This window comes from Mycolicibacterium xanthum, from assembly GCF_019710635.1.
In the GTDB taxonomy this organism is placed as follows: domain Bacteria; phylum Actinomycetota; class Actinomycetes; order Mycobacteriales; family Mycobacteriaceae; genus Mycobacterium; species Mycobacterium xanthum.
Window position 1 is genome coordinate 49,220 of the sequence record NZ_JAIFZS010000061.1, and the last position, 14,393, is coordinate 63,612.

Here is a 14,393-nt window from a genome sequence, read left to right on the forward strand (position 1 = left end):
GTAGCGGCTACGCACGTACGCTGGCGGGTTACCAGAATGCCAACATTCGGCGACCGCAGGCTACCAGCCGGTAGCGTTGCCGCCGCAGCTGTGCAGGCACCATCGGTCGGCGAAGGGGGTAGAGGTGGCCTTCTGGCCGGCGCTCAACCGGCACAAGACCTGGATGCTGGACGCGGTCCGCACCCGGCTGTGGCCGGTGCCCGCCATCGGGATCGCGCTGGCGATCCTGGGCGGGGTGCTGCTGCCCGCGATCGACGGTGCGCTCGACGGCCGGGTTCCCGGCCTGCTGTCGCAGTTCCTGTTCGGCGGAGGCCCGGCCTCGGCCCGCGACGTGCTCAGCGCGATCGCCGCGTCGGTGATGACGGTGACGTCGCTGACCTTCTCGCTGACGCTGGTGACCCTGCAGCTGGCCAGCGGCCAGTACTCGCCGCGCCTGCTGCGCACGTTCGCGCGGGACCGGTTTGTGCAGCGGACCCTGGCGCTGTTCGTCGCGACGTTCGTCTACGCGCTGACAGTGCTGCGCAGCGTGCGCGACGGCAGCAGCGGCGCGCCGGTGTTCGTGCCGCAGGTATCGGTCACCGTCGCCTACCTGCTCGCCCTGGTCAGCGTCATCGGGCTGGTGTTGTTCCTGGCGCACCTGGTACGCCAGATCAGGGTCGAGACGATGCTGGGCATCGTGCTCGCCGACGCCGAGCAGGCCGCCGACGCGATGTTCGGCGAGCTGGACGAGACGGCGCGCAGCGCACTGCCGCCGATGCCGCCGGACTCGGCGATCTCGATCGACGCGTCGCGCACCGGCTTCCTGGTCGGGGTGGACGAAGAGGCGCTGGTCGCGGCCGCCGCCAGGGTCGACGCGGTGGTGCTGGTGGACCGCAAACCCGGTGAGTGGACCGTGGCGGGTACCCCGGTCGCGGTGGTCTGGTCCGCCGATGACGGTGGTGCTCTGGACGGCGACGCGCTCGGACAGCTGCGGGACTGCGTCGCGGCCGCGGTGCGCACCGGCGACGAGCGCACGCCGGTCGAGGATGTCGGCTATGCGCTGCGCCAGTTGACCGACGTCGTGGTCAAGGCGCTCTCGCCGGGGATCAACGACCCGACCACCGCGGTGCACGCGATCGGGCACAGCTCGGCGCTGCTGTGCATGCTGGCCGGCCGCGACCTCGGTGCCACGGTGCACTGTGACGACGACGATGTGGTGCGCGCGGTGATCCCGCGGCCGGACTTCGCCGAACTGCTCGATCTGGCCGTCGCACAGCCGCGGCGCTACGGCGCCGGCGATGCGGCGGTGTTGTCGGCCCTGCTGCGGCTGCTGCGCGAGCTGGCCTGGCGCGGCGGGCCGAGCCGCCGCGACGCGGTGGTCTCCCAACTGGCGCGGCTGCGCCGCACCGTGGACCTCCAGGAGTTCGACGACGTCGAGCGGGCCGGCCTGGAGCGCCTGGCGCTGGCGGTCGAGGAGGCGTTGGGCGGTACCTGGCGGATGCCGGACCTGTCCCGCGGCTGACTCAGTCCCCGTCGGAGCCCGGGGGCTCGGTGGCGGCCGGGGCCGCTTCGGCCGCTGTCGCCTTTTCGGCGGCCCCGGCCGCCGGGCTGCCGGGGCGCTTGCGCTGCACCCAGCCCTCGATGTTGCGCTGCGGACCGGCCGACACGGCCAGCGCGCCCGGCGGTACGTCGTCGCGGATCACCGTGCCCGCCCCGGTGTAGGCGCCGTCGCCGACGGTGACCGGCGCGACGAACATGGTGTCCGAACCGGTGCGCACGTGCGAGCCGATCGTGGTGCGGGACTTGGTCTCCCCGTCGTAGTTGACGAACACGCTGGAGGCGCCGATGTTGCTGTGTTCGCCGATGTCGGCGTCGCCGACGTAGGTCAGGTGCGGCACCTTGGTGCCGGTGCCGATGGTGGCGTTCTTGGTCTCGACGAACGCGCCCAGCTTTCCGGCGTCGCCCAGCACGGTGCCGGGTCGCAGGTAGGTGAAGGGCCCGACGACGGCGTCGTCGCCGATCACCGACGACGAGCCGTGGGTGCGCACGATCTGCGCGCCGTCGCCGACGGTGACGTCGGTCAGCGTGGTGTCGGGCCCGATCTCGCAGCGGCCACCGATGCGGGTGCCGCCCAGCAGTTGGGTGCCCGGGCGCACCACCGTGTCGCGGCCGATCGTGACGTCGACGTCGATCCAGGTCGACGACGGGTCGACGATCGTCACGCCGGCGCGCTGGTGGCCGGCCACGATGCGGCGGTTGAGTTCGGCGCCCAGCTCGGCCAGCTGCACGCGGTCGTTGACGCCGGTCACCAGCGCGGTGTCGTCGACGTGTTTGGCGCGCACGATCTGCCCGTCGGAGCGCACGATCGACACGACGTCGGTCAGGTAGAGCTCGTGTTGGGCGTTGTCGGAGCTCAACCGGCTCAGCGCCGAGCGCAGCGGGGCGATGTCGAACGCGTAGACACCGGCGTTGACCTCGGCGATCGCCTGCTGTGAGGGGCTGGCGTCGGCCTGCTCGACGATGCCGATCACCTCTCGGTCCTGAGTGCGCAGCACCCGGCCGTACCCCGTCGGGTCGGGCAGCGTGGTGGTCAGCACCGTGGCCACCGCAGCCTCGGCGCTGTGGGCGGCGATCAGATCGGCCAGCGTGTCGGCGTCCAGCAGCGGCACGTCGCCGGAGGTCACCACGACCGTGCCGGCGAAATCGTCTGGCAGCGCCGACAGTCCGCACGCCACCGCGTGGCCGGTGCCCAGCTGGTGGTCCTGCACCGCGATCTCGACGGGGTGGCCCAGGCCTTCGCCGATCTCCCGGGCCGCGGGGCCGACGCGCTCGCGGTCGCGGCCGACCACGACCACCAGGTGCCGGGGCGCCACCTTCGCGACCGAGTGCAACGCGTGCGCCAGCATGCTGCGCCCGGCCAGCGTGTGCAGCACCTTGGGGGTGCCGGACTTCATCCGGGTTCCGGCGCCCGCCGCCAGGACCAGGACCGCGGCCTCACGCATGGCTGTCCTTTCCGCGCGAGCGTGCGTGTCTGTACCCCGCCGCGCCGGTCAGCGCCGGCATTCTGCGCACGCTCGCTGCAAAATTCTGCTCCGTCGCCAGGACTCGAACCTGAACTATCTGAACCAAAATCAGAGGTGCTGCCGATTACACCACGACGGACTGATCACCCAGAGACTGTAGTCGAAGGATTTACCCTGTATCCCGTGGCTGTACCTGACAAGTCCGAAGGTCAAGTGCGTGCACCGCGCGCCCGGATGACCGGCAGCGAGCGCCGTCAGCAGCTGATCGAGATCGCCAAGTCGCTGTTCGCCGAGCGCGGCTACGACGGCACGTCGATCGAGGAGATCGCGCTGCGGGCCAATGTGTCCAAACCGGTGGTCTACGAGCATTTCGGCGGCAAGGAGGGCCTGTACGCCGTCGTCGTCGATCGGGAGATGTCGGCGCTGCTGGACGGCATCACGTCCTCGCTGACCAACAACCGGTCACGGGTGCGGGTGGAACGTGTCACGCTGGCGCTGCTGACCTACGTCGAGGAGCACACCGACGGGTTCCGCATCCTGATTCGCGACTCGCCCGCGAGCATCACCTCCGGCACCTATTCGACCCTGCTCAACGACGCCGTCAGCCAGGTGTCCTCGATCCTGGCCGGCGACTTCTCCCGGCGCGGGCTGGACCCGGACCTGGCCCCGCTGTACGCGCAGGCGCTGGTCGGTTCGGTGTCGATGACCGCGCAGTGGTGGCTCGACGTGCGCGAGCCGAAGAAAGAGGTGGTGGCCGCGCACCTGGTCAACCTGTGCTGGAACGGCCTGACCCACCTCGAGTCCGATCCCGTCCTGCATCAGGAATAGCGAAAGCCCCCGGAAGCCCCCGGAAGCCCCCGAAAGCCCCGAAAAGCCCCGAAATCCCTTGCCGCCGAACCGGCCTGCGGGGGCCGTGGGCGCGGCTTGGCGCGGGAACATACGATGGACGCCATCATGACCGCATCGGGGACTCTTGATGTCCACACCCCGATCGCGGGCCTCGTCGACCTGGCGCTTCGTGACCCCTCCCTGCAGGAGGTGGCTCGCCGTGCCGCCGAGCGGCCCGTTGATCTCGACCTCGTCGGCCCGGCCGGCGCCCGGGTCTTCGCCGCGTCCGCACTCGCCCAGGCCGGTCCGCTGCTGGTGGTCACGGCGACCGGCCGGGAGGCCGACGACCTGACCGCCGAACTGCGGGGCGTGTTCGGCGATTCGGTGGCGCTGTTCCCGTCCTGGGAGACGCTGCCGCACGAGCGGCTGTCTCCCGGGGTGGACACCGTCGGCGCCCGGATGCTGCTGCTGCTGCGGCTGGCCCGTCCCGACGATGAACGGCTGGGCCCGCCGGTGCGGATCGTCGTCACCACCGCGCGTTCGCTGCTGCAGCCGATGGCTCCTGATCTGGCAGATATCGAGCCGGTGGCCCTGAGCCTGGGCGACGAGACCGACTTCGACGCTCTGGTCGCGCGGCTGGTCGATCTGGCCTACACCCGGGTCGACATGGTCGGCAAGCGCGGGGAGTTCGCGGTGCGCGGCGGCATCCTCGACGTGTTTCCGCCGACCGCCGAGCATCCGGTGCGGGTCGAGTTCTGGGGCGACGAGGTCACCGAGATGCGGATGTTCTCGGTCGCCGACCAGCGCTCCATCCCCGAGATCGCCATCGACACCGTGGTCGCGGTGCCGTGCCGGGAGCTGCTGCTGACCGCCGACGTCCGCGAGCGCGCCGCCGCGCTATCGGCCGACCACCCGGTGGCCGACAACAGCGTGCCCGGCAGCGTGCCGGACATGCTGGCCAAGCTGGCCGCGGGAATCCCGGTCGACGGCATGGAGGCGCTGCTGCCGTTGCTCAAGCCGGCCGGGGGCGCCTTCGCGACGCTGCCCGACCACCTGCCCGCCGGGGCGGCGCTGCTGATCTGTGATCCGGAGAAGGTGCGCAGCCGGGCCGCCGACCTGATCAAGACCGGCCGCGAGTTCCTGGAGGCGTCCTGGTCCACCGCGGCCGTCGGCGGGGACGCGCCCATCGACCTGGAGGCGCTCGGTGCGTCCGGTTTCGTCGATTTCGACGACGCCCGCGACGCCGCCCGCGCCGGCGGGCATCCGTGGTGGACGCTGAGTCAGCTCAACCACGAGGGCGCGGTCGCGCTCGACGTCCGGCCGGCACCGACGGCGCGGGGCCAGCAGCACACACTCGACGAGATCTTCGCGATGCTGCGCGCCCACGTGATGACCGGCGGTCGCGCGGCCGTGGTCACCCCGGGCACCGGAACCGCGATGCGCGTCGTCGAACAGCTCGGTGAATCCGACACTCCGGCAACGATGTTGGAGCCGGGCGCGGCCCCCGCCGAAGGGGTCGTCGGGGTGCTCAAGGGCCCCTTGCACGACGGTGTGGTGATGCCGGGCGCCAACCTGGTGGTGATCACCGAGACCGACCTGACCGGCAACCGTGCGGCCGCCACCGAGGGTCGCAAGCTGGCCGCCAAGCGCCGTAACGTCGTCGACCCGTTGGCGTTGACCGCCGGTGACCTGGTGGTGCACGACCAGCACGGCATCGGCCGGTTCGTCGAGATGACCGAACGCGTCGTCGGCGGCGCGCGCCGGGAGTACCTGGTGCTGGAGTACGCGTCGGGAAAGCGTGGCGCCAACGGCACCGACAAGCTCTACGTGCCGATGGATTCGCTCGACCAGCTGTCGCGCTACGTCGGCGGTGAGGCGCCCACGCTGAGCCGCCTCGGCGGCAGCGACTGGGCCAACACCAAGACCAAGGCCCGCCGGGCGGTGCGCGAGATCGCCGCCGAACTCGTCGCGCTCTACGCCAAGCGGCAGGCCTCGGCGGGCCACGCGTTCGGCCCCGACACGCCCTGGCAGACCGAGATGGAGGACGCGTTCGGGTTCACCGAGACCGTCGATCAGCTCACCGCCATCACCGAGGTGAAGTCCGACATGGAGAAGCCGGTCCCGATGGACCGGGTGATCTGCGGCGACGTCGGCTACGGCAAGACCGAGATCGCGGTGCGGGCGGCCTTCAAGGCGGTGCAGGACGGCAAGCAGGTCGCGGTGCTGGTGCCGACCACGCTGCTGGCCGACCAGCATCTGCAGACGTTCGCGACGCGCACGGCCGGATTCCCGGTCACCGTCAAGGGCCTGTCGCGGTTCACCGATCCGGCCGAGTCCCGCGCCACGCTGGAGGGTCTGAAGGACGGCAGCGTCGACATCGTGATCGGCACCCACCGGCTGCTGCAGACCGGGGTGACGTGGAAGGACCTCGGCCTGGTCGTCGTCGACGAGGAGCAGCGCTTCGGCGTGGAGCACAAGGAGCACATCAAGTCGATGCGCACCCACGTCGACGTGCTGACGATGAGTGCCACCCCGATCCCGCGCACGCTGGAGATGAGCCTGGCCGGTATCCGGGAGATGTCGACGATCCTGACGCCGCCCGAGGAGCGTTACCCGGTGCTGACGTACGTCGGGCCGCACGACGACAAGCAGGTCGCCGCCGCGCTGCGCCGCGAGATGCTGCGCGACGGACAGGCGTTCTACATCCACAACCGGGTCCGCACCATCGACGCGGCCGCGGCCCGGGTGCGCGCTCTGGTGCCCGAGGCGAGGGTGGTGGTCGCACACGGGCAGATGCCCGAGGAGCAGCTGGAGACGACGGTCGAGGGGTTCTGGAACCGGGAGTTCGACATCCTGGTGTGCACGACCATCGTCGAGACGGGTCTGGACATCTCCAACGCCAACACGCTGATCGTCGAACGCGCCGACACCTTCGGCCTGTCGCAGCTGCACCAGCTGCGCGGGCGGGTGGGGCGGTCGCGCGAACGTGGCTACGCCTACTTCCTGTATCCGCCGGAGGTGCCGCTGACCGAGACGGCCTACGACCGGCTGGCGACGATCGCCCAGAACAACGAGCTGGGCGCCGGTATGGCCGTCGCGATGAAGGATCTGGAGATCCGCGGGGCGGGCAATGTGCTGGGCGCCGAGCAGTCCGGTCACGTCGCCGGGGTGGGTTTCGACCTCTACGTGCGGCTGGTGGGTGAGGCCGTCGAGGCGTATCGGGCCGCCGCGGACGGGAAAACCGTTGCGGCGCCGGAGGAACCGAAGGACGTCCGGGTGGATCTGCCGGTCGACGCGCACCTGCCGCCGGACTACATCGACAGCGACCGGCTGCGGCTGGAGGCCTACCGCCGGCTGGCGGCGGCCGCCGACGATCGGGCCGTCGACGCGGTCGTCGACGAACTCGTCGACCGTTACGGACCCTTACCCGATCCGGCCCAGCGCCTGGTCGCGGTCGCGCGGCTGCGGCTGCTGGCGCGGGCCCACGGGGTCACCGAGATCGGCGCGGCCTCGGCGTCGACGGTGCGGATTTCGCCGATGACGCTGCCGGATTCGGCGCAGCTGCGGCTCAAGCGGCTCTATTCCGGCGCCAACTACCGCGCCACCACGTCCACCGTGCAGGTGCCGATCCCGCGTGCCGGCAGCGGGGTGGGCGCGCCGCGGATCCGGGACCTCGACCTGGTGGCGTTCGTTGCGGGGTTGCTGCTGGCCGTCGATGGGAAACCCGACGAGGAAGTTGATATAACCAAGTTCGGAGGTGGCACATGACGGTCGTCCTGGTCGACCCGCGCCGCCCCTCGCTGGTTCCCGTCGAGGCGATCGAGCTGCTCACCGGCGATGTCCAGTACACCGAGGAGATGCCGGTCAAGGTGCCGTGGTCGCTGCCCGCGGCACGCCCGTCCTACGTCGGCGAGCCGGCCGCGGTGTTGTTGTCCTCGGATGCCAAGCACCCCTCGGTTATCGCCCGGATCGGTGCGGGGGAGCGGGTGATCGCCGCGCCGGCGGCGCAGGCCGGTGAGCGTCTGGTCGATGCGGTGGCGATGATGGACAAGCTGCGCACCGCCGGTCCGTGGGAGAGCCAGCAGACCCATGATTCGCTGCGGCGCTACCTGCTGGAGGAGACCTACGAGCTGTTCGACGCCGTGCACGGCGGTGACCTGGGCGAGCTGCGCGACGAACTCGGTGACGTGTTGCTGCAGGTGCTGTTCCACGCCCGCATCGCCGAGGATGCGCCGGAGGATTCCTTCGACATCGACGACGTGGCCGACGCGCTGGTCCGCAAGCTCGGCAATCGGGTGCCCGCAGTGCTTGCCGGCGAGTCGATCTCGCTGGAGGACCAGCTGGCGCAGTGGGAACAACGCAAGGCGCTGGAGACCTCCAAGCGCGAGTCCATCATGGACGACATCCCGACCGGGCAGCCCGCGCTGGCGCTGGCGCAGAAGGTGCTCGCCCGCGCCGAAGGCGCCGGCTTCCCGGCCGATCTCGTTCCCGGCACGGTCACCTCGGTGACGGTGTCCACCGATTTCGATGCCGAGAATGCCTTGCGCTCAGCGGTTCTCGAATTCATGGACGACGTGCGTGCCGCGGAGCGGTCGGCGGCGGCAGCTCGGCGCAGCGCCGACGTGGCAGCGGAACTCGACGACAGCACGCCGGCGGCGGTCACCGAGGACGAGTGGCGGGCGCATTGGCCCGGCGCCGCGGAGGGCGGGCAAGCCGCGGAGGGCGGGGAGTCGGTCCCCGAGGCCTGACGCGTCGAGACCCGGCCATTGCAGCGCAGTATCACCAACTTCCTGAGTATCACCAATTGTCTCCTGGCTAAGTGAAGTCAACTCTTGACCATGACTTCACTTAACCATATAGACGAAGTTAAGCTGATTCGGTGGCTTCACTTCGCCCCGTCACTTACGAGGACGTTCGTTGGGAACCGCAGGGTAGGCGGTACGCGAGCCAGACCAGACCTGGGTACGGCACCTATCACTCCGCAGTGCCGGCCGCCATCGCCGACCTGCACCTAGATCTGCCGCCGTCAGTGTTGGCAGACGCCGAGTCCGCCGGCCGGGAGATCGCGCGGTTCGACGCCGAACTCGGCGGCGAGATCGCACCGTTTGCCGCCGTTTTGTTGCGGTCGGAATCCGCCGCGAGCTCGCAGATAGAAAACCTGACCGTATCAGCGCGCGCCATCGGTGAGGCTGAACTGCCCGGTGGCAAGGCCAAGCGAAACGCTCAGATGATCGTCGCCAACACCACCGCGATGCAGGCAGCGGTCGCGCTGTCCGGCATCGTTGATGCCGACGCCATCAGGGCGATGCACCGCGCGTTGATGGTCGACGATCCACACCACACGTCAGGCGAATTCCGCACCGAGCCAGGGTGGATCGGAGGTGGTTCCACACCCATCGGCGCGGCGTTCGTCGGCCCGCGCCATGAGTTGATTCCTGCGGCGATTGGCGATCTGATCGCCTTCGCGCAGCGCGCTGACCTTCCCACGCTGCCGCAGATTGCGGTGGGTCATGCACAATTCGAGACCATTCACCCCTTCACCGACGGTAACGGCCGCACGGGCCGGGCATTGGTGCAAGCGATGCTGCGCAACAAGGGCCTGACGCGTCAGGTGACGGTTCCGGTCTCAGCCGGGCTGCTCGCCGACACCGGTGCATACTTCGCCTCGTTGACGAGCTATCGCGGTGGTGATGTCGCGCCGATTGTCGAGCGCTTCTCGCAGGCCACAGTCCTGGCCATCTCCAACGGGCGACAATTGGTCTCCGAGCTCCGTGATATCCGGGAAACCTGGAACGACGTGATCACCGCACGGTCCGACTCCGCGGTGTGGAAGGTTGCCGATCTGTTGACCCGCCGCCCGGTCGTGAACGCCGCGCTGCTGGCACAGGAGCTGGGCATCGAGTCCACCAACGCACACCGCTACCTCAACCCGCTGACCGAGGTGGGAATCCTCGTCGAGGCAACCAATGGACCCCGCAACCGGGTGTGGCTTTCTCCCGAGGTACTTGCCGCCCTTGACGCTTTCGCCGAACGTGCCGGCCGGCGAGGCTGAGCAAGCTCAGTTCGCCGCTCAGGTCGTTTCCGTCGGTTGACCCGATCACCCTGTTGGTCGCCACCGTGCCGCGGGCTCAGTCGAAGATCGTCGAACCCCAGAACGTCGAGGTGTCCCCCTCCGGGATGCCCGGCGGGCAGGCGAACACCGCCGAACTGGTCGGCATGATGTATTCGTTCATCGCGTCGCTGCGCGACATCGCGTTCTGCATCGGGATGAACTGCCGCCCGGGGCTGCGGACGAACGCGATGAAGAACAGGCCGGCGTCGAGGTGGCCGAAGCCGTCGCTGCCGTCGGTGAAGTTGTAGCCGCGGCGCAGGATCTCCACGCCGCCGAGGCTGTGCGGGGAGACCAGCCGCACGTGGGCCTGCTTGTCGATCAGCGGCTCGTTCTCGTAGTCGACCAGGTCGAAGTTCAGTTCCTGGAACTCCTCGGCGAGCCCCATCGGCGCACCGCTGCCCTTCTGCCTGCCGATGACGCGCTCCTGCTCGAGCAGCGTGGTGCGGTCCCACTGCTCGATGAGCATCCGGATTCGGCGCGCCACCAGATAGGTACCACCGGCCATCCAGGCCGGTCCGTCGGAGTCGCCCACCCAGACGAAGTCGTCCAGCTTCGCGGTCTCGTCGGCGCGGATGTTCGCCGTTCCGTCCTTGAACCCGAACATGTTTCGCGGGGTGGCCTGCTCCCGGGTGGTCGACGAGGTGCGGCCGAAGCCCAGCTGGGAGTAGCGCACCGCGACGGTGCCCATGCCGATGCGGGCCAGGTTGCGGATCGCGTGCACGGCGACCTGCGGGTCGTTGGCGCAGGCCTGCACGACGATGTCGCCGCCGCTGCGGGCCGGGTCGATCTTCTCGTTTCCGAACTTGGGCAGGTCGACCAGCTCGGCGGGCCGCTGGTCGGCGATGCCGAACCGGTCGACACCGTCCTTGACGAAGAACGACGGCCCGAAGCCGATGGTCAGCGTGAGCTGTGAGGCCGGCAGGCCCAGCGCCTCGCCGGTGTCCGACGGCGGCGAATACGGGTTCTGGCCGGTGGCGCCGTTGGGGAAGGCCTCGTGGCCCTGCGTCATCCGCTCCGCCATCTCGGTCCAGTCCGCCAGCATCTTGATGACGTCGTCGCGACTGCGGGTGGTCACGTCGAACGTCGCGAAGTGCATGCGGTCCTGCGCCTCGGTGACGATGCCGGCCTGGTGCGGGCCGCGGAACGGTACCGCGCCCCGCAGATGGTAGGGCGGCGTTGCGGCCGACGCCCGGCCGGCCAGCGCTCCCGCGCCGGCCGCGCCGACCACCGCCGCGGTCACCCCCGCCGCGCCGAACAGCCTGCGCCGGCTCAGCCCGGCGGGCGGGGTTCCCTGTGTGGGCTCCGTCGAGGGGTCACTGCTGGGCGATGACACCTTGCACCTGGCTCACTTCCTTGCTCAGCGCGTCGAGCGCACGCGAGAGCTCCTGACGCTCCGGTTCGGTCACCTTGTCGTAGCTGACGAAGCCGTCGCCCTCCCGGTACTTCGCGAGCAGCGCCTCGACCTCCGCGAAGCGCTGGTCGACGCGCATGCCGAGGTCCGGGTTGCGCTCGTCGAGGATCGGGCGCACCGAGGCCACCGCGGTCTGCGACCCCTGCAGGTTGGCGCTGAAGTCCCACAGGTCGGTGTGGCTGAAGATGTCCTCTTCGCCGGTGATCTTGCTGGACGCGATCTCGTCGAGCAGGCCCTGCGCGCCGCCGGCGATCTGGGTGGAGTCGACGGTGAAGTCCGGGGCGCTCACGCCGGCCCGGAGCTCGTTGACGTCGGCGACCAACTGGTCGGCGATCGCGTTCGTGTCGGGCTGCACGCCGGTCACCCACAGGTCCTTCTCCAGCCGGTGGAAGCCGGTCCACTGCTGACCGGGCTCCAGGTCGGCCTCACGCAGGTCGATGCGCGGGTCCAGATCGTCGGGAAACGACTCGGCGACCGGCTCGATGCGCTCGTAGTAGACCCGGGTGGTCGGGTACTGGGCCTTGGCGGCCTCGATATCGCCGGCCTTGATCGCGGCGACGAACGACTCGACGGCGGGTACCAGCGCGTCGACCTGGCTGTTCACGTAGCGCTTGTAGTTGTCGGCGGCTTCCTTGAACTTGCCCTCGGTGTCGATCTGCACTTCCGCGCCGGTGACGGTGAAGTCGCTGCGGATCCCGTCGCCGATCATGCCCGGCTTGCAGGCCAACTGGTAGGTGCCCGGCTGGGTGAGCTGCACGATCAGCTTGCGCTGCAGCCCGGGGGAGATGTTCTCGACCTCGCCCATCACCCGCTCGCCCGCGCCGTAGACGTAGAACTCGGTGACCTTGTTGCCGTTGTTGGTGATCAGGAAGGTGTTTGCGCCGGTCGTCCCCTCGCCGGCGGACAGCTCGCACGATTCGTCGGAGGCGTCGACGGTGACCTCGGCGGGAGCGGTGCCGCCGTCGTCGCCGGTGGACGTGGTCTCCTTGGCCTGGCAGCCGGCCAGCGCCAGCGCCGCCAGGGCCGCTGCGAGCGTCGCGACAGAGGGTTGGACCTTCACGTGGTGGACCTTTCGGGGGAGGGATGGGTGGGGGTTGATACGGGGGGTGATGTGGTCGACTTCGCCGGCGCGGTGGTCGGGCGCAGGAACAGCGCCAACACCACGACGATGTAGGTCAGCCACGCGACCAGCTGAAGCACGGTCGGGGTGGGGGAGAGGTTGAAGATGCCCTGGACGGTCTCCCCGTACCAGGACGACCAGTCGAACCAGGAGCTGATGTCGAAGGCCTTGCCGGCCAGGCCGGGAAGCCAGCCGACGGTCTGCAGCGCACCGATGCCGTAGGACAGGATCCCGGCGGCGACGAGGATCAGGAACACGCCGGTGTACTTGAAGAACTTGGCGAGGTTGATGCTCAGTGCGCCGCGGTACATGCCGTAGGCGATGGTGATGGCGATCAGCACCCCGATGATCAACCCGACCAGCGGCCAGATGGTCTGCGCCTCGGCGTAGCCGACCATGAACAGCGCCGTCTCGACGCCCTCCCGGCCGACCGCGAGAAAGGCCAGCAGCGCCACGGCCAGCGGTCCGGTTTCCAGGGCCCGGGCCATGCCACCGCGCAGCTCGCCCGACATCGACGAGGCGGCCTTCTTCATCCAGAGCACCATCGTGGTGACGATGGCGACGGCCACCAGCGAGGCCACCCCGGCGATGGCCTCGGCGGCCAGGCCGCTGATCGTGTTCTCACCCAGCTGAATGGCCAGGAACACGGTGAGGGTCATCGCGATCGCCGCGCCCACGCCCAGCCACACCCATTTGAGGGCGTCGTGGCGTTCGGACTTGACCAGGAAGGCGACGAGGATCGACACGACGATGGCCGTCTCGAGCCCTTCGCGCAGGCCGATCAGCCCGCTGCCGAACATCTGCGACGACACGTCGGGCGCCGCCAGATAGACGGTGACCGGAAATTCGGCGCCGGCGATCATCGAATTCAACCCTCACTACGAAATTGCAGGTACCCAACTTTGGCTAACCAAAGGTAGGTGTGGCTCACCTTAGTACAGCTGCGGACGGGAATGTACACCCCAACGCGAGACGTGCGGTGAGCCTGAAGTCCTTGACTGCGTGGGAACATGGCTACAACCGAGGGGGTTCGAGGAGTCCGGTGGTAACGCGGGTGCGGTGGCTACATGCGGTGGCCGTGATCGGCGCGACAGCGCTGCTCATGGCCGCCAGCTGTTCGTGGCAGCTGGGTAGCCGCATCCCCGAAGGGGTGCCGCCCCCGGCCGGTGACCCCGTCCCTCAGGTCGACACCCACGCCGCCGGCCGGCCCGCCGATCAGCTGCACGAGTGGGCGGCCGTACGGGCCCCCGCGTTGGGGATCCCGGTGACGGCGCTGGAGGCCTACGCATATGCGGCCCGGGTCGCCGAGGTCGAGAACCCGGACTGTCACCTGGCCTGGACGACGCTGGCCGGCATCGGGCAGGTGGAGAGCCATCACGGCACCTATCGCGGGGCCACCATCTCACCCGACGGCGAGGTGAGACCGCCGATCCGGGGTGTGCTGCTGGACGGAACCCAGGGCAACCTGGAGATCCTCGACAACGACTCGGTCAGCCACGACCCGGCCATCGAAAACAAGGGCGACGAGCCGTACGCGCGCGCGATGGGGCCGATGCAGTTCATCCCGGAGACCTGGCGGCTCTACGGCGTCGACGCGAACAACGACGGCGACATCAGTGCGGACAACATCGACGACGCGGCGCTGTCGGCTGCGGGTTATCTGTGCTGGCGCGGAAAGGATCTCTCGAAGCCGCGCGGCTGGATGGATGCGCTGCGCGCCTACAACCATTCCGACCAGTACGCACGCACGGTCCGGGACTGGGCGACGGCCTATGCGGACGGACATTCGCTCTGAACACGCCCCCGCGCGGCCCACGCTCTAGGCTCATGTCGAGGCGGTTTCCGTGCCCAGCCTGAAGTCCGTAGTGAAGCCCATAGGAAGCCGGCGTGAGAGCCCGTCACGTCCCTGAGATCAAGGAG

The 14,393-nt window shown here is 69.5% G+C and carries 10 protein-coding genes and 1 tRNA gene; 6 read left to right on the forward strand and 5 right to left on the reverse strand.

The features are described from left to right. The first annotated feature begins 163 nt into the window (after window positions 1-163). On the forward strand, window positions 164-1,501 hold the full coding sequence (locus JDV09_RS21980) for a DUF2254 domain-containing protein (protein WP_221371284.1): 1,338 nt from the start codon (window positions 164-166) through the stop codon (window positions 1,499-1,501). Window position 1,502: 1 nt separating this feature from the next. On the opposite strand, the gene glmU is transcribed toward JDV09_RS21980, so the two are convergent. Both glmU and JDV09_RS21990 read right to left on the reverse strand, forming a co-directional pair. Further along, window positions 1,503-2,981 (reverse strand): bifunctional UDP-N-acetylglucosamine diphosphorylase/glucosamine-1-phosphate N-acetyltransferase GlmU, encoded by a 1,479-nt coding sequence (gene glmU, locus JDV09_RS21985; RefSeq protein ID WP_221371254.1) that lies wholly within the window; start codon window positions 2,979-2,981, stop codon window positions 1,503-1,505. Window positions 2,982-3,069: 88 nt separating this feature from the next. Continuing rightward, window positions 3,070-3,141 (reverse strand) — tRNA-Gln (locus JDV09_RS21990). Window positions 3,142-3,236: 95 nt separating this feature from the next. Here JDV09_RS21990 and JDV09_RS21995 point away from each other — a divergent pair. The 4 genes from JDV09_RS21995 (at window position 3,237) to JDV09_RS22010 (ending at window position 9,882) form a co-directional block, all read left to right on the forward strand. Then, complete coding sequence (locus tag JDV09_RS21995; RefSeq protein ID WP_221371285.1) at window positions 3,237-3,830, forward strand: TetR/AcrR family transcriptional regulator; 594 nt, start codon at window positions 3,237-3,239, stop codon at window positions 3,828-3,830. Window positions 3,831-3,956: 126 nt separating this feature from the next. Then, window positions 3,957-7,598 (forward strand): transcription-repair coupling factor, encoded by a 3,642-nt coding sequence (mfd, locus tag JDV09_RS22000; protein ID WP_221371255.1) that lies wholly within the window; start codon window positions 3,957-3,959, stop codon window positions 7,596-7,598. Next, on the forward strand, window positions 7,595-8,578 hold the full coding sequence (locus JDV09_RS22005; RefSeq protein ID WP_221371256.1) for a nucleoside triphosphate pyrophosphohydrolase: 984 nt from the start codon (window positions 7,595-7,597) through the stop codon (window positions 8,576-8,578). Before mfd ends, JDV09_RS22005 begins: the two co-directional genes overlap by 4 nt. A 131-nt stretch (window positions 8,579-8,709) precedes the next feature. Next, entirely contained in the window at window positions 8,710-9,882 is a 1,173-nt protein-coding gene (locus JDV09_RS22010) for a Fic family protein (protein ID WP_221371257.1), read from the forward strand. A gap of 76 nt (window positions 9,883-9,958) precedes the next feature. On the opposite strand, the gene efeB is transcribed toward JDV09_RS22010, so the two are convergent. The 3 genes from efeB to efeU are packed head-to-tail and all read right to left on the reverse strand — an operon-like array spanning window position 9,959 to window position 13,336. After that, entirely contained in the window at window positions 9,959-11,275 is a 1,317-nt protein-coding gene (gene efeB / locus JDV09_RS22015; RefSeq protein ID WP_221371258.1) for an iron uptake transporter deferrochelatase/peroxidase subunit, read from the reverse strand. Continuing rightward, window positions 11,256-12,413 carry an iron uptake system protein EfeO gene (efeO, locus tag JDV09_RS22020; RefSeq protein WP_221371259.1) on the reverse strand — a complete coding sequence of 386 codons (1,158 nt, stop codon included), beginning with the start codon at window positions 12,411-12,413 and terminating at the stop codon, window positions 11,256-11,258. The genes efeB and efeO overlap by 20 nt, the downstream gene beginning before the upstream one ends. Then, window positions 12,410-13,336 (reverse strand): iron uptake transporter permease EfeU, encoded by a 927-nt coding sequence (gene efeU / locus JDV09_RS22025; RefSeq protein WP_221371260.1) that lies wholly within the window; start codon window positions 13,334-13,336, stop codon window positions 12,410-12,412. The genes efeO and efeU overlap by 4 nt, the downstream gene beginning before the upstream one ends. Before the next feature lie 239 nt (window positions 13,337-13,575). On the opposite strand from efeU, the gene JDV09_RS22030 reads away from it, so the two are divergent. Then, window positions 13,576-14,268: a lytic transglycosylase domain-containing protein gene (locus tag JDV09_RS22030; protein ID WP_221371286.1), complete on the forward strand. Its 693-nt coding sequence runs from the start codon at window positions 13,576-13,578 to the stop codon at window positions 14,266-14,268. The last annotated feature ends 125 nt before the right edge of the window (window positions 14,269-14,393 follow it).